Source organism: Pseudomonas zhanjiangensis, from assembly GCF_041027545.1.
GTDB classification, from domain to species: domain Bacteria; phylum Pseudomonadota; class Gammaproteobacteria; order Pseudomonadales; family Pseudomonadaceae; genus Aquipseudomonas; species Aquipseudomonas zhanjiangensis.
Genome location: NZ_JBFTEG010000024.1, coordinates 17,219 through 37,832 on the forward strand (window position 1 = coordinate 17,219; position 20,614 = coordinate 37,832).

General features: G+C 61.2%; 15 protein-coding genes and 4 tRNA genes. 12 read left to right on the plus strand and 7 right to left on the minus strand.

Going from position 1 to position 20,614, the window contains the following annotated elements; all coding sequences use genetic code 11:
- Positions 1–11: 11 nt before the first annotated feature.
- Complete coding sequence (locus tag AB5S05_RS20075) at positions 12–284, plus strand: DUF2160 domain-containing protein (RefSeq protein WP_369289300.1); 273 nt, start codon at positions 12–14, stop codon at positions 282–284.
- Positions 285–370: 86 nt separating this feature from the next.
- Entirely contained in the window at positions 371–2,113 is a 1,743-nt protein-coding gene (locus tag AB5S05_RS20080) for an ABC transporter substrate-binding protein (RefSeq protein ID WP_369289301.1), read from the plus strand.
- A 62-nt stretch (positions 2,114–2,175) separates the two neighbouring features.
- On the opposite strand, the gene folD is transcribed toward AB5S05_RS20080, so the two are convergent.
- The gene (gene folD, locus AB5S05_RS20085) at positions 2,176–3,030 is read right to left on the minus strand and encodes a bifunctional methylenetetrahydrofolate dehydrogenase/methenyltetrahydrofolate cyclohydrolase FolD (protein ID WP_369289302.1); all 855 of its coding nucleotides are present in this window, start codon (positions 3,028–3,030) and stop codon (positions 2,176–2,178) included.
- Between the two features lie 269 nt (positions 3,031–3,299).
- On the opposite strand from folD, the gene AB5S05_RS20090 reads away from it, so the two are divergent.
- The 10 genes from AB5S05_RS20090 to AB5S05_RS20135 all read left to right on the plus strand — a co-directional run bounded on the left by AB5S05_RS20090 (position 3,300) and on the right by AB5S05_RS20135 (position 12,237).
- Positions 3,300–3,376 (plus strand) — tRNA-Arg (locus AB5S05_RS20090).
- A gap of 41 nt (positions 3,377–3,417) precedes the next feature.
- A tRNA-His gene (locus tag AB5S05_RS20095) sits at positions 3,418–3,493 on the plus strand.
- A gap of 54 nt (positions 3,494–3,547) precedes the next feature.
- Positions 3,548–3,632, plus strand: a tRNA-Leu gene (locus tag AB5S05_RS20100).
- 126 nt (positions 3,633–3,758) lie between these two features.
- A complete protein-coding gene (gene tig / locus AB5S05_RS20105; protein ID WP_369289303.1) occupies positions 3,759–5,069 on the plus strand; it encodes a trigger factor in 1,311 nt (436 codons plus the stop codon).
- 92 nt (positions 5,070–5,161) lie between these two features.
- Positions 5,162–5,803 (plus strand): ATP-dependent Clp endopeptidase proteolytic subunit ClpP, encoded by a 642-nt coding sequence (gene clpP / locus AB5S05_RS20110; protein ID WP_369289304.1) that lies wholly within the window; start codon positions 5,162–5,164, stop codon positions 5,801–5,803.
- Between the two features lie 108 nt (positions 5,804–5,911).
- Positions 5,912–7,192 carry an ATP-dependent Clp protease ATP-binding subunit ClpX gene (clpX, locus tag AB5S05_RS20115; protein ID WP_369289305.1) on the plus strand — a complete coding sequence of 427 codons (1,281 nt, stop codon included), beginning with the start codon at positions 5,912–5,914 and terminating at the stop codon, positions 7,190–7,192.
- Between the two features lie 150 nt (positions 7,193–7,342).
- On the plus strand, positions 7,343–9,739 hold the full coding sequence (lon, locus tag AB5S05_RS20120; protein ID WP_369289306.1) for an endopeptidase La: 2,397 nt from the start codon (positions 7,343–7,345) through the stop codon (positions 9,737–9,739).
- 135 nt (positions 9,740–9,874) lie between these two features.
- Positions 9,875–10,147 carry a nucleoid-associated protein HU-beta gene (gene hupB / locus AB5S05_RS20125; protein WP_003239952.1) on the plus strand — a complete coding sequence of 91 codons (273 nt, stop codon included), beginning with the start codon at positions 9,875–9,877 and terminating at the stop codon, positions 10,145–10,147.
- 50 nt (positions 10,148–10,197) lie between these two features.
- A tRNA-Asp gene (locus tag AB5S05_RS20130) sits at positions 10,198–10,274 on the plus strand.
- Positions 10,275–10,371: 97 nt separating this feature from the next.
- Positions 10,372–12,237 (plus strand): SurA N-terminal domain-containing protein, encoded by a 1,866-nt coding sequence (locus AB5S05_RS20135; RefSeq protein WP_369289307.1) that lies wholly within the window; start codon positions 10,372–10,374, stop codon positions 12,235–12,237.
- 64 nt (positions 12,238–12,301) lie between these two features.
- Here AB5S05_RS20135 and fabI read toward each other — a convergent pair whose 3' ends face one another.
- The 6 genes from fabI to AB5S05_RS20165 are packed head-to-tail and all read right to left on the minus strand — an operon-like array spanning position 12,302 to position 20,499.
- Complete coding sequence (gene fabI, locus AB5S05_RS20140; RefSeq protein ID WP_369289308.1) at positions 12,302–13,096, minus strand: enoyl-ACP reductase FabI; 795 nt, start codon at positions 13,094–13,096, stop codon at positions 12,302–12,304.
- Between the two features lie 30 nt (positions 13,097–13,126).
- The gene (locus tag AB5S05_RS20145) at positions 13,127–14,740 is read right to left on the minus strand and encodes an ABC transporter ATP-binding protein (RefSeq protein ID WP_369289309.1); all 1,614 of its coding nucleotides are present in this window, start codon (positions 14,738–14,740) and stop codon (positions 13,127–13,129) included.
- Position 14,741: 1 nt separating this feature from the next.
- Positions 14,742–15,761, minus strand: a complete 1,020-nt coding sequence (locus tag AB5S05_RS20150) for an ABC transporter permease (protein ID WP_369289310.1) — start codon at positions 15,759–15,761, stop codon at positions 14,742–14,744.
- 1 nt (position 15,762) lies between these two features.
- Complete coding sequence (locus tag AB5S05_RS20155; protein ID WP_369289311.1) at positions 15,763–16,836, minus strand: microcin C ABC transporter permease YejB; 1,074 nt, start codon at positions 16,834–16,836, stop codon at positions 15,763–15,765.
- A 1-nt stretch (position 16,837) separates the two neighbouring features.
- The gene (locus AB5S05_RS20160) at positions 16,838–18,673 is read right to left on the minus strand and encodes an extracellular solute-binding protein (protein ID WP_369289312.1); all 1,836 of its coding nucleotides are present in this window, start codon (positions 18,671–18,673) and stop codon (positions 16,838–16,840) included.
- Positions 18,670–20,499: an extracellular solute-binding protein gene (locus AB5S05_RS20165; protein ID WP_369289324.1), complete on the minus strand. Its 1,830-nt coding sequence runs from the start codon at positions 20,497–20,499 to the stop codon at positions 18,670–18,672. The genes AB5S05_RS20160 and AB5S05_RS20165 overlap by 4 nt, the downstream gene beginning before the upstream one ends.
- Positions 20,500–20,614 lie beyond the last annotated feature (115 nt).

Sequence of the window (20,614 nt, forward strand, 5' to 3'; positions counted from 1 at the left end):
GGAGATTCACGATGGATTGGATGGCCTGGACTCTACCGACTGCGTTGTTTTTTGGCGCTATCGCCACGCTGCTCGCAGGCATGGCCCTGTGGGAGCTGCGTTCGCCCTGCCTCGAGCGCAGCGGCTTTCTGCCGATCGCTACAACCCGCGGCGACCGCCTGTTCATTGGCCTGTTGGGCAGCGCCTACCTGCATCTGTTGGTGGTAGGGGTTACCGACTGGAGTATCTGGATAGCCTCGTTGCTGTCCTTGTTGTGGCTGTTTGCAGTGATGCGTTGGGGCTGAAAGGGGCCGCTCCAGACTCTTGCCGGTCTGCCGGCCCGGAGCGCTCTTTCGCTGTGCCTCGCCCTAAACCCGAGATGGAGGTCTCTATGTACAACAATAACAACAAAATCCGACATGGCATGGCGCTGGCTGCCTTGCTGGCGATGTCGGGACTGAGTGGTGCGGCCTGGGCGGATGCCTATGAAGAGGCGGCCAAGAAATGGATCGCCGAAGAGTTCAACCCTTCGACCCTGACCCCGCAGCAACAACTCGAAGAGCTGAAGTGGTTCATCAAGGCGGCCGAGCCATTTCGTGGCATGAGCATCAGCGTCGCCTCGGAAACCATCGCCACCCATGAATACGAGTCCAAGGTGCTGGCCCGCGCCTTCAGCGAGATCACCGGCATTCAGCTCAAGCACGACCTGATGCAGGAAGGTGATGTGGTCGAGAAACTGCAGACCCAGATGCAGTCGGACAAGAACATCTACGACGGCTATATCAACGACTCGGACCTGATCGGTACCCACTTCCGCTATGGCAAGGCCGTGGCGCTGACCGACATGATGGCCGGCGACGGCAAGGACTTCACCTCGCCCACCCTGGACCTGCCGGACTTTATCGGCCTGTCGTTCACCACCGGGCCGGATGGCAAACTCTATCAGCTGCCCGACCAGCAGTTCGCCAATCTCTACTGGTTCCGCGCCGACTGGTTCGCGCGGCCCGATCTGAAGGCCAAGTTCAAGGAGATCTACGGCTACGAGCTGGGGGTTCCGGTCAACTGGTCGGCCTATGAGGATATCGCCGAGTTCTTCTCCGAGAAGGTCAAGGAGATCGACGGGCAGCGCATCTACGGTCATATGGATTACGGCAAGAAAGACCCATCGCTGGGCTGGCGCTTCACCGATGCCTGGTTCTCCATGGCAGGGGGTGGCGACAGTGGGTTGCCCAACGGCCTGCCGGTGGACGAGTGGGGCATTCGCGTCGACGGCTGCCGGCCGGTTGGCTCCAGCGTCGCCCGCGGCGGCGACACCAACGGACCGGCGGCCGTCTATGCCACCACAAAGTACGTCGACTGGATGCGCCAGTATGCGCCGCCGGAAGCACAGGGCATGACGTTTTCCGAGGCTGGGCCGGTGCCGGCACAGGGCAACATAGCCCAGCAGATCTTCTGGTATACCGCCTTTACCGCAGACATGACCAAGGCCGGCTTGCCGGTGGTCAATGAGGACGGTACGCCGAAATGGCGCATGGCGCCATCGCCGAAGGGGCCGTACTGGGAAAACGGCATGAAGCTGGGTTATCAGGATGCCGGTTCCTGGACCTTCCTAAAATCGACTCCGGACAAGCAGCGCCTGGCGGCATGGCTGTATGCCCAGTTCGTGACCTCGAAGACGGTGTCCTTGAAGAAGACCCTGGTGGGCCTGACGCCCATTCGCGAGTCGGACATCAACTCCCAGGCCATGACCGAGGCGGCGCCCAAACTCGGTGGCCTGGTCGAGTTCTACCGGAGCCCGGCACGCGTGCAGTGGACGCCGACGGGTACCAATGTGCCGGACTACCCCCGCCTGGCGCAGCTCTGGTGGCAGTTCATCGCCGAGGCGGCCAGCGGCGACAAGACCCCGCAAGCGGCCCTCGATGGCCTGGCGGCCGCGCAGGACACCATGCTTGGGCGCTTGGAGCGCTCCGGAGTCCTGGGCGAATGTGGCCCGAAGCTCAACGAGCCGCGCGATCCGCAGTATTGGCTGGACCAACCTGGCGCACCTAAGGCCAAGTTGGCCAACGAGAAGCCCAGGGGCGAGACCATCGACTATGAGGCGTTGCTCAAGTCCTGGGAGCAAGGGCGCGGTTGATCGCTGGATCGGCAATAAAAAACGGCACCTGATCAGGTGCCGTTTTTCTGTCCGGGACGACGCTAGCTGTGCAGGTGCTCGGCCGCATGCAGGGTGTTCTCCAGTAGCCCTGCGCGCGTCATGGGGCCAACGCCGCCGGGTACCGGGGTAATCCAGCTGGCGCGGGGCAGGGCAGTGTCGAACTCGACGTCGCCGACCAGCTTGCCGTCAGCCTGGCGGTTGATGCCGACATCGATGACGATCGCGCCTTGCTTGATCCACTCACCCTCGACCAGTCCCGGCTTGCCGGCTGCGACTACGAGGATATCGGCCTGTCCGACATGGGTGGCGAGATCCTTGGTGAAACGGTGGGTAATGGTTACGGTGCAGCCGGCCAGCAGCAGCTCCATGGCCATCGGACGGCCGACGATGTTCGAGGCGCCGACCACTACTGCGTGCAGGCCGTACAAGTCGACGCCGGTGCTGTGCAGCAGGGTCATGATGCCCTTGGGGGTGCAGGGGCGCAGCAGCGGCATGCGCTGGGCCAGGCGACCGATGTTATAGGGGTGGAAACCATCGACGTCCTTGTCGGGGCGAATCCGTTCCAGCAGCAACGAGGCATCGAGGTGCTCGGGCAGTGGCAGTTGAACGAGGATGCCGTCGATGCTGGGGTCGTCGTTGAGTCGATCTATGAGTGCCGTCAGTTCGGCCTGGCTGGTGCTAGCAGGTAGATCATAAGCCTGGGATAGGAAGCCGACCTCTTCACAGTCCTTGCGCTTATGTGAGACGTAGACCTGGGAGGCTGGATCGCTGCCTACCAGAATTACTGCCAAGCCCGGCGCCCGCAGGCCTTGCTCGCGCCTTTCGGCTACGCGTTGAGCGATCTGCTGGCGGAGGCTGGCAGCTATCGCTTTGCCATCAATCAGTTGTGCGGTCATTACGCTTGGTTAACCATGGGAAATGATTGAAAAAGGACGCACATTCTCGCATGGCGGGGCCATCGGGCAAAGGCGCGCCCCAGGGTTTTCGCGTAACTCCTTTAAATCGCTGATTTTTTTTAACTTTCCCTGTTGACGAGTTGCAGGAGCCTCTATAACATGCGCCCCGCTTGTCGAGCACAGCCAGTCGCTGGGTAAGACGGCAAAGGCAGGGCTGATGAAGTCTTGCTGGAGCCGAAAGCTTTAAGTCTGCGCTTGCAGATGGATAGGCGCCCGTAGCTCAGCTGGATAGAGCATCCGCCTTCTAAGCGGATGGTCGCAGGTTCGAGTCCTGCCGGGCGTGCCATTTGGCAGCTTTGGCACAAGCAAGATGCAAGACGTAATATGGTGGGCGTAGCTCAGTTGGTAGAGCACAGGATTGTGGCTCCTGGTGTCGTGGGTTCGATTCCCATCGTCCACCCCATATTCCAGAACGCCAGGCCCAAAGCCTGGCGTTTTTGTTTTAAGGTCAGACCACGCGGACGTGGTGAAATTGGTAGACACACCAGATTTAGGTTCTGGCGCCGCAAGGTGTGAGAGTTCGAGTCTCTCCGTCCGCACCATCTTTATCTTCCCTCCCGATTGCCGCCTGCATCTAGGGTGACTTCTGTAATTCGACCCTCTAGAATGCATGCCCTTGATCTGGGGCCGGAAACGGCCGGCTTATGTCTGTGCAACGAGGAATATCCATGCAAGTTTCTGTTGAAAGCACTTCTGCTCTTGAGCGCCGTATGACCGTCGGCGTTCCCGTCGAGCGCGTCGAGACTGAAGTCAACAAGCGTCTGCAGCAGACTGCCCGTCGCGCCAAAGTACCTGGCTTCCGTCCTGGCAAGGTCCCGATGAGCGTCATTCGCCAGCGCTACGAAGACGCCGCGCGTCAGGAAGCCCTGGGTGATTTGATTCAGTCCACCTTCTACGAGGCCGTTGTCGAGCAGAAGCTCAATCCGGCGGGTTCGCCGGCCGTCGAGCCGAAAACCTTCGAGAAGGGCAAGGACCTGGAATACGTCGCGACCTTCGAGGTGTTCCCGGAGTTCCAGGTCGCCGGCCTGGAGTCCATCTCCATCGAGCGCCTGCAAGCCGAGGTTTCCGACGCGGACCTGGACAACATGCTGGAGATTCTGCGCAAGCAGAACACCCGCTTCGAGGCAGTCGAGCGCGCCGCCGAGAATGGCGACCAGCTGAATATCGACTTCGTCGGCAAGATCGACGGCGAAGCCTTCGCTGGCGGCTCCGCCAAGGGTTCGCAGCTGGTACTGGGCTCCGGTCGTATGATTCCGGGCTTTGAAGATGCGCTGGTGGGCGTCAAGGCTGGCGAAGAGCGAGTCATCACCCCGACTTTCCCCGAGGATTACCAGAACCTCGATCTGGCCGGCAAGACTGCCGAGTTCACCGTCACCGTCAACAGTGTTTCCGCACCGCAACTGCCGGAGCTGAATGACGAGTTCTTCGCCCTGTTTGGGGTCAAGGAAGGTGGCCTGGAAGGCTTCCGCGCCGAAGTGCGCAAGAACATGGAGCGCGAGCTGCGCCAGGCGATCAAGTCTAAGGTGAAGAACCAGGTCATGGACGGTCTGCTGGCTGCCAATCCGATCGAAGTGCCCAAGGCCCTGATCGGCAATGAAGTCAATCGTCTGCGCGTGCAGGCCGTTCAGCAGTTTGGTGGCAACATCAAGCCAGACCAGTTGCCGGCTGAGCTGTTCGAAGAGCAAGCCAAGCGCCGTGTGGTGCTGGGCCTGATCGTGGCCGAGGTGGTCAAGCAGTTCGAGCTCAAGCCCGATGACGAGCGCGTGCGCGAGATGATCCAGGAAATGGCCTCGGCCTATCAGGAGCCTGAGCAGGTCGTGGCCTGGTACTACAAAAACGACCAGCAGATGAACGAAGTCCGTTCGGTTGTGCTGGAAGAGCAAGTTGTAGATACTGTTTTGCAGAAGGCCAATGTGACCGATAAAGCGGTCTCTTACGAAGAAGCTGTCAAGCCGGCGGAAGCTCCGCAGGCCGACTGATTTCCTGACCTCGTTCGAGCACACCATAAGCCAGCCTCCGTGCTGGCTTATGCGTATTTGAGACATGACTATTTAGGGAGCGAGTGCTAGAAATGTCCCGCAATCCTTTTATGCAGCAAATGCCTGATATCCAAGCGGCCGGTGGCCTGGTGCCGATGGTGATCGAGCAGTCGGCCCGCGGCGAGCGTGCCTACGACATCTATTCGCGCCTGCTGAAGGAGCGAGTGATCTTCCTGATCGGTCCGGTAGAGGACTACATGGCCAACCTGGTTGCCGCCCAGTTGCTGTTCCTCGAGGCGGAGAACCCGGACAAGGACATTCACCTGTATATCAACTCTCCGGGTGGCTCGGTCACCGCGGGGATGTCGATCTACGACACCATGCAATTCATCAAGCCCGACGTCTCGACCATCTGTATCGGCCAGGCTTGCAGCATGGGCGCTCTGCTTCTGGCGGGCGGGGCAGCCGGCAAGCGTTACTGCCTGCCACATTCGCGGATGATGATTCACCAGCCGCTGGGCGGCTTCCAGGGCCAGGCTTCGGATATCGAGATCCATGCGCGGGAAATCCTGACTATTCGTGAGCGCCTGAACAAGATCCTCGCCGACCACTGTGGCCAGCCGATCGAGGTGATCGCCCGCGATACCGATCGTGACAACTTCATGAGCGGCGAGGATGCCGTGAAGTACGGTCTCATCGACCAGGTACTGAGCCGGCGCCAATTGGCGGGCTAAATGCGTCCCTTTACCGCGCGACAGGAGTCGCCTGTCGCTTTGCGGGCTTGAAAATGCCCGCATTTGCCTTCATCTTGTTTTTCAAGCCTACCGTATTGGATTGATCGAATGACTGACACCCGCAACGGCGAGGACAACGGCAAGTTGCTTTATTGCTCCTTCTGCGGCAAGAGCCAGCATGAAGTGCGCAAATTGATTGCCGGACCCTCCGTCTTCATCTGCGACGAGTGCGTCGACCTGTGCAACGACATCATCCGTGAGGAGGTGCAGGAAGCCCAGGCCGAGAGCAGCGCGCACAAACTGCCCGCGCCCAAGGAAATCAGCACCATCCTGGACCAGTATGTAATCGGTCAGGAGCGTGCGAAAAAGGTTCTGGCGGTAGCGGTGTACAACCACTACAAGCGCCTCAATCAGCGCGAGAAGAAAGACGACGTCGAGTTGGGCAAGAGCAATATCCTGCTGATCGGGCCTACCGGTTCGGGCAAGACGCTGCTGGCTGAAACCCTGGCGCGCCTGCTCAATGTGCCCTTCACCATCGCCGATGCGACCACGCTGACCGAGGCCGGCTACGTCGGCGAGGATGTCGAGAACATCATCCAGAAGTTGTTGCAGAAGTGCGACTACGACGTAGAAAAGGCACAGATGGGTATCGTCTATATCGACGAGATCGATAAGATTTCGCGTAAGTCCGATAACCCGTCGATTACCCGCGACGTGTCGGGCGAGGGCGTCCAGCAGGCGCTGCTGAAGCTGATCGAGGGGACTGTCGCCTCGGTGCCGCCGCAGGGTGGGCGCAAGCATCCTCAGCAGGAGTTCCTGCAAGTCGATACGCGCAATATCCTGTTTATCTGCGGTGGCGCCTTCTCGGGTCTGGAGAAGGTCATCCAGGGGCGCTCGACCCGGGGTGGTATCGGCTTCAATGCCGAGGTGCGCAGCAAGGAGCTGGGCAAGAAAATCGGCGAGTCGCTGCGCGAAGTGGAGCCCGATGATCTGGTCAAGTTCGGCCTGATTCCCGAGTTTGTCGGCCGCCTGCCGGTCATTGCGACCCTCGATGAGCTGGATGAGGCTGCGCTCATGCAGATCCTCACCGAGCCGAAGAACGCCCTGACCAAGCAATATGCCAAGCTGTTCGAGATGGAAGGAGTGGACCTCGAATTCCGTCCCGATGCCTTGCGATCTGTGGCGCGCAAGGCGCTGGAGCGCAAGACTGGCGCGCGCGGGTTGCGTTCGATTCTGGAAGGAATCCTGCTCGATACCATGTACGAGATTCCATCGCAGTCCGAGGTCAGCAAGGTGGTCATCGACGAGGGCGTGATCGATGGCTCGTCTCAGCCGCTGATGATCTATGAAAACAGTGAGCCGGCTGCCAAGGCGGCGCCTGACGCTTAAGCGTACGTGTAGCATCGTGAAAGCAAGGGGCCTGCGGGCCCCTTTGCTTTTCCCGCTCCAGCGCTTGTTTTTTACATGGGCTACCCCCATCTTAGGGCCAAGGGTAATCCCATCTGTTTACGGCCATATGGCCGCCGTAGAGCCAAAATCATGAAGACAACCATCGAATTGCCTCTCCTGCCGCTGCGCGATGTCGTGGTCTATCCGCACATGGTCATCCCGCTTTTCGTCGGGCGCGAGAAATCCATCGAGGCCCTCGAGGCCGCGATGACGGGCGAAAAGCAGATACTGCTGCTGGCCCAGAAGAATCCTGCAGACGATGATCCGAGCGAAGATGGGCTTTATCGCGTCGGTACCGTTGCGACCATCTTGCAATTGCTCAAGCTTCCCGATGGCACCGTAAAGGTGCTGGTCGAAGGCGAGCAGCGCGGTGATGTCGAGCGCTTCATCGAGGCTGACGGCTATTGCCGCGCCGAGATTCGGCTGATCGAAGAGGCTGAGGTGGCGGCGCGCGAGTCTGAGGTTTTCACCCGCAGCTTGCTTAGCCAGTTCGAACAGTACGTCCAGCTGGGCAAGAAGGTTCCGGCCGAAGTCCTTTCGTCGCTCAACAGCATCGATGAGCCTGGTCGCCTGGTCGACACCATGGCGGCGCACATGGCGCTGAAAATCGAGCAGAAGCAGGAAATTCTGGAGATCACCGACCTGTCGGCTCGCGTAGAGCACGTGCTGGCGCTACTGGATGCGGAAATCGACCTGCTGCAGGTCGAGAAGCGCATCCGTGGCCGAGTGAAGAAGCAGATGGAGCGCAGCCAGCGCGAGTATTACCTGAATGAGCAGATGAAGGCCATTCAAAAGGAACTCGGCGACAGCGAGGAAGGGCACAACGAACTGGATGAGCTGAAAAAGCGCATCGAGAACGCGGGCTTGAGCAAAGAAGCCTATGGCAAGGCCCAAACCGAGCTGAACAAGCTCAAGCAGATGTCGCCCATGTCGGCGGAAGCCACGGTGGTGCGCTCCTATATCGACTGGCTGGTGAATGTTCCGTGGACGGCGCAGAGCAAGGTGCGTCTGGACCTGGCGCGTGCCGAGGCCATCCTGGATGCTGACCATTACGGCCTGGAAGAGGTCAAGGAGCGCATTCTCGAGTACCTCGCCGTGCAGAAGCGGGTGAAGAAGATCAAGGGCCCGGTGCTTTGTCTGGTCGGTCCGCCTGGGGTGGGTAAGACCTCTCTGGCGGAGTCTATTGCCCATGCCACCAACCGCAAATTCGTGCGCATGGCTCTCGGCGGGGTTCGTGACGAAGCCGAGATTCGCGGGCATAGGCGCACCTATATCGGCTCGATGCCGGGCCGGCTGATTCAGAAGATGACCAAGGTCGGCGTGCGCAACCCCCTGTTCCTGCTCGATGAAATCGACAAGCTGGGCCAGGATATGCGCGGCGATCCGGCGTCGGCCCTGCTGGAGGTGCTTGACCCGGAGCAGAATCACAACTTCAACGACCATTATCTGGAAGTCGATTACGACCTTTCCGATGTGATGTTCCTCTGCACCGCCAACTCGATGAATATCCCGGCACCTTTGCTGGACCGCATGGAGGTGATTCGCCTACCCGGCTATACGGAAGACGAGAAGATCAATATCGCAATCAAGTATCTGGCGCCCAAGCAGATCCAGGCCAACGGTCTGAAGAGGGGCGAGCTGACGTTCGAAGAGCCGGCGATTCGCGACATGATCCGCTACTACACGCGAGAGGCTGGTGTGCGCAGCCTGGAGCGGCAGATTGCCAAGGTCTGCCGCAAGGCCGTCAAGGAGAATGCGCGTCAGAAGCGCTTCGAACTGTTGGTTACGGCCGATTCGCTGGAGCATTTTCTCGGGGTGCGCAAGCACCGCTATGGCCTGGCCGAAGCCCAGGATCAGATTGGCCAGGTCACAGGGTTGGCCTGGACCCAGGTCGGTGGTGAGCTACTGACCATCGAGGCCGCCGTAGTGCCTGGCAAGGGGCAGTTGATCAAGACCGGTTCCCTGGGTGATGTTATGGTCGAGTCCATCACCGCCGCACTGACTGTCGTGCGCAGCCGCGCCAAGAGCCTGGGCGTGGCCGTGGACTTCTATGAGAAGCGTGATATCCACATTCACATGCCCGAGGGGGCAACGCCCAAGGATGGTCCCAGTGCCGGGGTTGGCATGTGCACCGCGCTGGTCTCTGCGTTGACGCAGATCCCTGTCCGTGCGGACGTGGCGATGACCGGGGAAATTACTCTGCGCGGTCAAGTCTTGGCCATTGGCGGATTGAAAGAAAAACTACTGGCGGCGCATCGCGGTGGAATCAAGACCGTTATCATTCCGGAAGAGAATGTGCGGGATTTGAAAGAGATCCCCGAGAACATTAAGCAAGACCTGCAGATTAAACCGGTTAAATGGATTGACGAGGTCCTGCAAATTGCGCTGCAATACGCCCCGGAGCCCTTGCCCGATGCGGCTCCGGAGATGGTTGCTAAGGATGAAAAGCGCGAGACTGACTCCAACGAGCGAATCAGCACGCATTAGCCGGAAGGCTTCCTTGACACATTTTTAGAGCCCTTGATATAAAGCGGCTCTTATTGTGTCGGCAGGCCGTCCAGCGCTCATATTGCTTACACTAAAAATCAAGAAACAAACTCAACAGAAATAAGGGGACTTAGAGTGAACAAGTCGGAACTGATCGATGCCATTGCTGCATCTGCTGATATCCCGAAAGCTGTTGCTGGCCGCGCGCTGGATGCAGTGATTGAATCTGTCACTGGCGCACTGAAGGCTGGTGACTCTGTAGTGCTGGTTGGTTTCGGTACCTTCGCGGTCAAAGAGCGTGCTGCGCGCACTGGCCGTAACCCGCAGACTGGCAAGCCGATCAGCATCGCGGCTGCCAAGATCCCAGGTTTCAAAGCTGGTAAGGCCCTGAAAGACGCCGTTAACTAAGCGCCTTTCAGGCCTTGGCCTCCAGATCAGACTCAACCTGATCTGGCAGCGGAGCGGTAGTTCAGTCGGTTAGAATACCGGCCTGTCACGCCGGGGGTCGCGGGTTCGAGTCCCGTCCGCTCCGCCAGTTACGAGAAGGCGCATCCTCGGATGCGCCTTTCTTCTATCCGGACTTTACCCACACTGCACGGCTGCCCACTATGCGCGGTCGTTCTGGGGGACGCATGCTGCAGAACATCAGGGACAATTCACAGGGTTGGATTGCCAAAACCATCATCGGCCTCATCGTCGTGCTTCTGGCGCTGACTGGCATCGAAGCCATCTTCACCAGTACCAGTAACCGCCAGAATGCCGCCGAAGTGAACGGCGAGAAAATCACCAGCAACGAACTAGCCCAGGCTGTCGAGATGCAGCGCCGGCAATTGCTGCAGCAACTCGGCCGTGACTTCGATGCATCCTTGCTCGACGAGAAAATGCTGCGTGATGCCGCATTGAAAGGGCTGATCGATCGGGCGCTGCTGCGCCAGGGCGCCCAGGACGCCGACTTTGCGCTGTCCGAACAGGCACTCGACCAGCTTATTCTGCAAACGCCCGAGTTCCTCGTGGACGGTAAATTCAGCTCCGACCGCTTTGATCAGGTTATTCGCCAGCTCGGTTACAACCGTTTGCAGTTCCGTCAGATGCTCAAGGAAGAGATGCTTATCGGCCAACTGCGTGCCGGTATCGCCGCCAGCAGCTTCGTGACCGACGACGAAGTCGAGGCATTTGCCCGTCTGGAGAAGCAGACCCGCGACTTCGCCACTCTGACGCTGCCGGCCGACACCGCAGCCGTCCAGCTCAGCGATGATGACATCAAGGCCTACTACGAGGCGCAAGCCGGCCAGTTCATGAGCCCCGAGCAGGTGGTACTCGAGTATCTCGAGCTGAACAAGGATGCATTCTTCGATCAGGTCGAGGTGGCCGATGAAGACCTGCAAAGCGCTTATGAGAATGAAATCGCCAACCTGGCCGAACAGCGTCAGGCCGCTCACATCCTGATCGAGGTGAATGATCAGGTCGACGACAAGCAGGCCAAGGCCAAGCTCGAGGGGCTGCAGGGGCGTATTCAGCAGGGCGAGGACTTTGCGGTGTTGGCCAAGGAGTTCTCCGACGATCCGGGTTCGGCGGCCAATGGCGGCGATCTCGGCTATGCCGGGCCGGGGGTCTATGATCCGGCCTTCGAAGAAGCACTGTACGCCCTGGACAAGGGCCAGGTGTCGGCGCCTGTGCGCAGTGAGTTTGGCTGGCACCTGATCAAACTGCTGGCCGTGCAGGCCCCCGAGATACCGACTTTCGCCAGCCTGAAAGACAAGCTGGAGCGTGAGTTGAAGGCGCAACAGGTCGAGCGGCGCTTCGTCGAGGCAAGCAAGCAGCTGGAGGACTCGGCGTTCGAGGCCTCGGACCTGGGCCAGCCAGCTCAGGAGCTCGGCCTGGAAGTCAAGACCAGCGAGGCTTTCGGGCGCGAAGGAGGAGAGGGCCTGACCGCCAATCGCCAGGTTATCAAGGCGGCCTTTAGCAGCGAAGTGCTCGAGGACGGCAGCAATAGCCCGGTGATCGAGCTCGACCCGAACACCGTGGTGGTGGTGCGCGTCAAGGAACACCATAAGCCCGAGCAGCTGTCCCTGGAGCAGGTGGCCGATAGCATTCGCGATCATCTGACCCAGGTGCGTGCCAACGAAGCCGCCAAGGCCAAGGGCGAGGCATTGTTGGCTGCGTTGCGTAGCGGGCAGACGCCAGCCGAGCAGGAGCAGGAGTGGAATGTGGTGGAGGCGGCTACGCGCAGTCAGGAGGGTGTCGAGCCCGTGGTGCTGCAGACGCTGTTCCGCATGCCCAAGCCGGCCGACAAGGGCCAGCCGACCTTCGCCGGGCTGAGCCTGAGCAATGGCGACTACGTGGTTGTCCGTCTGAATGGGGTCAACGAGCCGGAGGCGGCCCTGAGCGAGGAAGACCAGGCGATGTACAGCCGTTTTCTCGCCTCGCGCCTGGGGCAGCAGAACTTCGCGGCATTCCGTCGTCAGCTGGAGGCCAAGGCGGATATCAAGCGTTTCTGATAACCCTTCGAACAAAAAAAGGCCGCTTGAACAAGCGGCCTTTTTTGTTGCCTGATGCTTGCGGTCAGTCTTCCATGGCACCCATCGCAGTGGTGTTGAAGCCACCGTCGACGTACATGATTTCACCGCTGATGCCCGAGGCCAGGTCGGAGCAGAGGAAGGCACCGGCGTTGCCGACTTCCTCGATGGTGACGTTGCGGCGCAGCGGGGTCTGCTTCTCGTTGGCGGCGAGCATCTTGCGGAAGCTCTTGATTCCGGACGCCGCGAGGGTGCGGATTGGGCCGGCGGAGATGGCATTGACCCGGGTGCCTTCCGGGCCGAGGCTGCCGGCCAGGTAGCGGACGCCGGCTTCCAGGCTGGCCTTGGCCATGCCCATCACGTTGTAGTTGGGCATGGTGCGTTCGGCCCCCAGGTAGGAGAGGGTGAGCAGGCTGCCATTACGGCCCTGCATCATCTCGCGACCGGCCTTGGCCAGGGCGACGAAGCTATAGGCGCTGATGTCGTGGGCGATGCGAAACCCTTCGCGGGTGGTGACCTCGGTGAAGTCGCCGTCCAGCTGATCACCCGGGGCGAAACCGACCGAGTGGACGATGCAGTCCAGGCCGTCCCACTTCTTGCTCAGGGCCTCGAATACGCTGACGATCTCGTCATCGCTGGCGACATCGCAGGGGAAGCACAACTCGGGGCCCGAGCCCCAGCCGGCGGCGAACTCTTCGACGCGGCCCTTGAGCTTCTCATTCTGATAGGTGAAGGCCAGTTCGGCGCCCTCGCGGTGCATGGCCGCGGCGATGCCCGAGGCGATGGACAGTTTGCTGGCGACGCCAACGATCAGTACGCGCTTACCGCTTAGAAAACCCATGTGTGTTCTTCCTCTTCCTGGTATCAAGGATTAGTCGGCAGCGGCTGGGGCCATGAACGCGGCTTCCAGCAGCTGCTGTGTATACAGGTGCTTGGGGGCGGTGAAGATGGCTTCCGCCGGGCCTTGCTCGACCACCTTTCCCTCCTTGACCACGATCAGGTGGTGGCTCAAGGCTTTTACCACTGCCAGATCATGGCTGATGAACAGGTAGGTCAGGTTGTACTTGGCCTGCAAGGTTCGCAACAACTCCACCACTTGGCGCTGAACTGTCCGATCGAGAGCCGAAGTTGGCTCATCCAACAGTATCAGCGCCGGTTTAAGCACCAATGCGCGGGCAATGGCGATCCGCTGCCGTTGCCCGCCTGAAAACTCGTGGGGGTAACGGTGCCGGGATTCCGGATCCAGACCTACCTCCAAAAGTGCGTCGATGATCGCTTGTTCCTGTTCCGCCTGGCTTCCCATGTGGTGAATGCGCAGCCCTTCGCCGACGATCATGCCCACGGACATGCGCGGGCTGAGGCTGCCGAACGGATCCTGGAATACCACCTGCATCTGCCGCCGTAATGGCCGCACCTGATGTTGTGACAGTCCATTCAACGCCTGCCCCTCGAAGCGAATGGCGCCCTCGCTGCCGAGCAAACGCAAAATTGCCAGCCCGAGCGTGGATTTGCCGGAACCACTCTCGCCGACTATGCCCAGGGTTTGACCCTGGGGCAGGCAGAAACTGATGCCGTCGACCGCCTTCACATAGTCCACGGTGCGCCGCAGCAAGCCTTTCTTGATCGGAAACCAGACACGTAGCGCCTCGACTTCCAAGAGCGGCTCGCCCGCCGGGTTGGCCACTGGATCGCCACTGGGCTCGGCACCCAGCAGTTCCTGAGTGTAGGAGTGCTGCGGCGCCTGGAACAGTTGCTCACACGACGCTTGTTCGACGATCGAACCCTGCTGCATGACACATACGCGATGGGCAATTCGTCGAACCAGATTCAGATCATGGCTGATCAGCAGCATGGCCATGCCCAGGCGTGCCTGCAGATCCTTGAGCAGTTCGAGAATCTTCAGCTGCACGGTGACGTCCAGGGCGGTCGTCGGCTCGTCGGCGATCAGCAGCTCGGGTTCGTTGGCCAGCGCCATGGCGATCATCACCCGCTGCCGCTGGCCGCCGGACAGTTCGTGGGGGTAGGCCTTGAGGCGCTTCTCCGGCTCCGGAATGCCGACCAGCTCCAGCAGCTCCAGGGTCCGCTTGCTGGCCGCCTTGCCGGTCAGTCCCTTGTGCAGCGCCAAGATCTCATTGATCTGTTTCTCGATGCTGTGCAGCGGATTGAGCGAGGTCATCGGCTCCTGAAAGACCATGGCAATGCGATTGCCGCGGATCCCCCGCAACTGGTCCTCGCCGAGCCGGAGCAGATCCTGCCCGGCATACTGAATGCTGCCGCTCGGGTGGCGAGCCATCGGGTAGGGCAGCAGGCGCAGGATGGAGTGGGCGGTGACCGATTTGCCTGAGCCGCTTTCGCCGACCAGGGCCAGGGTTTCGCCGCGGCGGATCGAGAAGCTGACGCCCTCGACCACGCGCTGTGCGTTGTTGCCGGTGACGAATTCGACGGCCAGGTCGCGAACGTCGATCAGGGTATCGGGCTCGTTCATCTCATTTCCTTGGGTCGAAGGCGTCACGGGCCGCTTCGCCGATAAACACCAGCAAGCTGAGCATCAGCGCCAGTACGGCGAAGGCGCTGATCCCCAGCCAAGGCGCCTGCAGATTGGACTTGCCCTGGGCCACCAGCTCGCCCAGCGACGGCGCGCCGGGCGGCAGGCCGAACCCGAGGAAATCCAGGGCCGTCAGGGTGCCGATCGCACCGGTCAGAATGAAGGGCATGAAGGTCATGGTCGAGACCATGGCGTTGGGCAGGATATGACGGAACATGATGGCGCCATTCTCCATGCCCAGGGCGCGCGCGGCACGTACGTACTCCAGGTTGCGGCCGCGGAGGAACTCGGCGCGCACCACGTCGACCAGGCTCATCCAGGAAAACAGCAGCATGATGCCCAGCAGCCACCAGAAGTTCGGTTGCACGAAGCTGGCCAGGATGATCAGCAGGTAGAGTACCGGCAGCCCCGACCACACCTCCAGGAAGCGCTGTCCGACCAGGTCGACCCAGCCGCCGTAGAAGCCCTGCAGGGCACCTGCGAACACGCCGATGACCGAGCTGAGCAGGGTCAGGATCAGGGCGAACAGCACCGAGATACGAAAGCCATAGATCACCCGCGCCAGCACATCGCGGGCCTGGTCGTCGGTGCCCAGCCAGTTGGCCGACGAGGGCGGCGCCGGCGCCGGCACCTGCAGGTCGTAGTTGATGCTCGAATAGCTGAAGGGAATCGGCGGCCAGAGCATCCAGCCATTCTTCTGCGCGATCAGCTCCTGAATGTAGGGGCTCTTGTAGTTGGCCTGCAGCGGAAACTCGCCGCCGAAGGTGGTTTCCGGGTAGCGCTTGAGCACCGGGAAGTACCACTGGCCGTCGTACTCAACGAGCAAGGGTTTGTCGTTGGCGATCAGCTCGGCGCCCAGGCTGAGGGTGAACAGCACGAGGAAGATCCATAGCGACCACCAGCCGCGCTTGTGTGCCTTGAAACGCTCGAATCGCCGCTGATTGATCGGGGAAAGGGCCATCTCAAGCCTCCCGACTTTCGAAGTCGATACGCGGATCGACCAGGGTATAGGTGATGTCGCCGATCAGTTTCACGGCCAGTCCCAGCAGGGTGAAGATGAACAGGGTGCCGAACACCACCGGGTAGTCGCGGTTGATTGCCGCCTCGAAACTCATCAGGCCGAGGCCGTCGAGGGAGAAGATCACCTCGACCAGCAGGGATCCGGTGAAGAAGATGCCCATGAGCGCCGAGGGAAAGCCGGCGATGATCAGCAGCATGGCATTGCGGAACACGTGGCCGTAGAGCACGCGGTTGTTGCTCAGCCCTTTGGCGCGGGCGGTGACCACATACTGCTTGTTGATCTCGTCGAGAAAGCTGTTCTTGGTCAGCAGGGTCAGGGTGGCGAAGTTGCCGATCACCAGGGCGGTGATCGGCAGAGCCAGGTGCCAGAAGTAGTCGAGAATCTTACCGCTGAGGCTGAGTTCGTCGAAATTGTTCGAGGTCAGACCGCGCAGCGGAAACCAGTCCAGGTAGCTGCCGCCGGCGAAGACCACGATCAGCAGGATGGCGAACAGGAAGGCCGGGATCGCGTAGCCGACGATGATCGCCGAGCTGGTCCAGACATCGAAGGCGCTGCCATGGCGCGTCGCCTTGGCGATGCCCAGGGGGATCGAGACCAAGTACATGATCAGGGTGCTCCACAGGCCCAGGGAGATCGACACCGGCATCTTTTCGACAATCAGGTCGATGACCTTGGCATCGCGGAAGAAGCTCTCGCCGAAATCCAGGTGGACGTAGTTCTTCAGCATGATCCAGAAGCGTTCCGGCGCCGGCTTGTCGAAGCCGTAGAGGCGCTCGATCTCGGCGATCAGCTCGGGGTCGAGGCCCTGGGCGCCGCGGTAGTTGGCGCCGGCCACGGCGACTTCGGCGCCGCCACCGGCGATGCGGCTGGTGGCGCCCTCGAAGCCCTCCAGCTTGGCGATCATCTGCTCCACGGGCCCGCCCGGGGCGGCCTGAATGATGATGAAGTTGATCAGCAGGATGCCGAACAGGGTGGGGATGATCAGCAGCAGACGACGGACGATATACGCCAGCATCTCAGTTCCCCGCACTCGCCGAATCGGCGCCATCGGTGGTCGGCTGCGAGCGCACCCACCAGGTGTTCAGGCCGATGTCGTACAGCGGGGTGGTCTTCGGGTGCTGCAGCTTGTGCCAGTAGGCCACGCGCCAGGTCTTGATGTGCCAGTTGGGGATCACGTAGTGGCCCCATAGCAGCACCCGGTCGAGTGCGCGGGTATGGGTGATCAGGCTCTGGCGGGAGTCGGCCTTGATCAGGCCCTCGACCAGGCGGTCGATCGCCGGGTCCTTGAGGCCGATGTAGTTGCGGCTGCCGGGATTGTCGGCGCTGCTGGAGTGCCAGTACTCGCGCTGCTCGTTGCCCGGCGAGTTGGATTGGCCGAAGCCGCTGACGATCAGGTCGAAATCTCGCGAGCGCAAGCGATTGATGTATTGGGAGACATCGACCCGGCGGATCACCAGCTCCATGCCCAGGTCCGCCAGGTTGCGCTTGAATGGCAGCAGCACGCGTTCGAACTCGGTCTGGGCCAGGAGGAACTCGAAACTGACCGGCTGGCCGGTGGCGTCGAGCATGTGGTCGCCTTCGATGCGCCAGCCGGCCTGCTGCAGCAATTGATAGGCGCGGCGTTGCTGCTCGCGGATGATGCCACTGCCATCGGTGACCGGCACCTGGAACTCGTCGCCGAACACTTCCGGCGGCACCTGGTCGCGTAGCGGCTCGAGCAGCTTCAGTTCTGCGGCGTCCGGCAGGCCGCTGGAGGCCAGTTCGGAGTTGTCGAAATAGCTGGTGGTGCGCGTGTAGGCCCCGTTGAACAGCTGTCGATTGGTCCACTCGAAGTCGAACAGCAGCCCGAGTGCCTCACGCACCCGGCGGTCCTGGAACAGCGGCCGACGGATATTGAAGATGAAGCCCTGCATGCCGGTGGGGTTGTGGTTGGCGATCTCTTCCTTGATCAGCTCGCCGCTGGCCACGGCGGGGGCATCATAGGCGGTCGCCCAGTTCTTCGCGCTGGTTTCCAGCCAGTAATCGAATTGCCCGGCCTTGAGGGCCTCCAGGGCCACGGTGTTGTCGCGGTAGTAGTCGATCTGCATGTTGTCGAAGTTGTAGAAACCACGATTGACCGGCAGGTCCTTGCCCCACCAGTCCTTGACCCGCTCGTAGCGAATCGAGCGACCGGCCTGCACGTCGCTGACCCGATAGGGGCCGCTGCCCAGGGGGATCTCCAGATTGCTCTTGCTGAAGTCGCGCTCAGCCCACCAGTGCTTGGGCAGCACCGGCAACTGGCCGAGAATCAACGGCAGTTCGCGATTGCCGGTGGTCTTGAACAGGAAGCGCACCTGGCGCGGGCCCTCGACCTCGACCCGCTCGACATCGCCGTAGTAGGCGCGATAAAGCGGGGCGCCCTGGTTCATCAGGGTCTCGAAGCTGAACTTGACGTCTTCGGCGGTGACCGGCTGGCCGTCATGGAAGCGTGCCTCCGGGCGCAGGTAGAAGCGCACCCAGGCGTTGTCGGCGGCCTTCTCGATCTTGCCGGCGAGCAGGCCGTACTCGGTGAAGGGCTCATCCAGGCTATGGCGGGTCAGGGTGTCGTAGATCAGGCCGATATCGTCCACCGCCACGCCCTTGTTGATAAAGGGGTTGAGGCTGTCGAAGCCGCCGAATCCGGCCTGGCGCAAGGTTCCGCCCTTGGGCGCGTGCGGATTGACGTAGTCGAAATACTGGAAATTGGCCGGGTACTTGGGCGCCTCGCCATAGAGGGTCAGGGCGTGCTTGGGCGCGGCCTGAACCAGGCTGGCCAGACCCAGCAGCAGGATGCCGCTACCGTGCAGCAGAAATGAGCGCAGTCGATGCGTCATTGGCGATTCTCCATGGATTTCAGCCACCAGGTGCGCAGGCCCAGGGTGTAGGGCGGCGTGGTAACGAAGCCGAACCGATTGCGGTAGGCCACGCGATGATAGTCGATGTACCAGTTGGGAATGGTGTAGTGCTCCCACAGCAGCACCCGGTCCAGGGCGCGGGTGGCGGCGACCTGCTCACCGCGGGTCTTGGCCGAGAGCAGCTTCTCGAGCATGGCATCGACCACCGGATGATCGATGCCCGCATAGTTCTTGCTGCCCTTGAGACTGGCCTGGCTGGAGTGGAAGTACTGCCATTGCTCGAGGCCCGGGCTCAGGGTCTGCGGCAGCGTCAGCAGGATCATGTCGAAATCGAACTGATCCAGGCGCTGCTTGTACTGGGCGCGATCCACTGTGCGCAGATTGGCCTGGATGCCGATGCGCGCGAGGTTCTCGGTGTAGGGCTGAAGAATGCGCTCCAGATTCGGATTGACCAGCAGAATCTCGAACTGCAGCGGCTGGCCCTGGCCGTTCAGCAGGTACTGTCCCGAGGGCTTCCAGCCCGCCTCGGCGAGCAGACCCAGGGCGCGCCGCAGGGTCGCTCGGGGTATGCCACGGCCATCGGTCTGCGGTATCTGCACCGGCTCGCTGAACAGCCCGGGCGGCAGTTGTTTGCGGTAGGGCGAGAGCAGCAGCCACTCGGCGCCCTCGGGCTTGCCGACGGCGGAAAACTCGCTGTTCGGGTAGAAGCTCTTGGCCCGGGTGTAGGAGGAGTTGAACAGGGTGCGATTGGTCCACTCGAAATCGAACATCATGCCCAGGGCTTCACGCACCCTGCGGTCGGCGAATGCCGCGCGGCGGCTGTTGAGGAACAGGGCCTGGGTCTGGGTCGGAATCTGGTGGGGAATCTCGGCGCGGACCACCTCGCCACGGGCCACCCCCGGAAAGTTATAGCCGTTGGCCCAGTTCTTCGCCTGCTGCTCGATATAGAAATCGAATTCGCCGGCCTTGAAGGCCTCGAAGGCCACGTGGCTGTCGCGATAGAACTCCACCTCGACCCGGTCGAAGTTGTACTTGCCGCGATTGACCGGCAGCTTTTCCCCCCACCAGTTGTTCACCCGTTCGAACACCAGGCTGCGACCAGGACTGACCTTGACGATCCGGTAGGGACCGCTGCCCAGCGGCGGCTCGAAGGTGGTGGCCTTGAAGTCACGATCCTTCCAGTAATGCTGCGGCAGCACCGGCAGCTCACCGAGACGCAGAATCAGCAAGGGGTTGCCGGCGCGCTTGAACACGAAGCGAATGCGGTGGCGGTTGAGGATGTCGACCCGCTTGACCTCCTGCAGGCTGGTTCGGTACTGCGGGTGACCTTGCTTGAGCAGCAGGCGGTAGGAGTACGCCACGTCATAGGCGGTGATCGGCTTGCCGTCATGAAAGCGCGCCTGCGGACGCAGGTTGAACACCACCCAGCTGCGGTCATCGCTGTACTCGATGGTCTTGGCGATCAGCCCGTAGCTGGAGGTCGGCTCGTCGCCGGAGGGGTCGTAGGAGCCGGTGCCGGCCATCAGGGTTTCGTTCAGCCCGGTGACGCCGTATTGCAGGAAGTTGGCCGTGGCGATAGGGCTGGAACCCTTCAGGGTGTAGGCATTGAGGGTGTCGAAGGTGCCGGCGCCCATGATCCGCACGGTGCCGCCCTTGGGCGCATCCGGGTTGACCCAGTCGAAGTGGGAGAAGCTGGCGGGATACTTGAGGCTGCCGAACTGGGCATAGCCGTGGCTCTCGCGAATGGTCGCCCAGGCGGGAAAGCCGATGGCCAAACTGAGCAATAGCGAAAGGAGGGGACGTATCAAGTGAAATATCCGATCCGGGACGGCTTATAGGCTGCGTGTCCGGTACAGTAACAGCTTGTATCCGCTGGAAAAAGGCCAAGCCTGTGGGCGAGACTTGGCGTCCCCTGGGTAT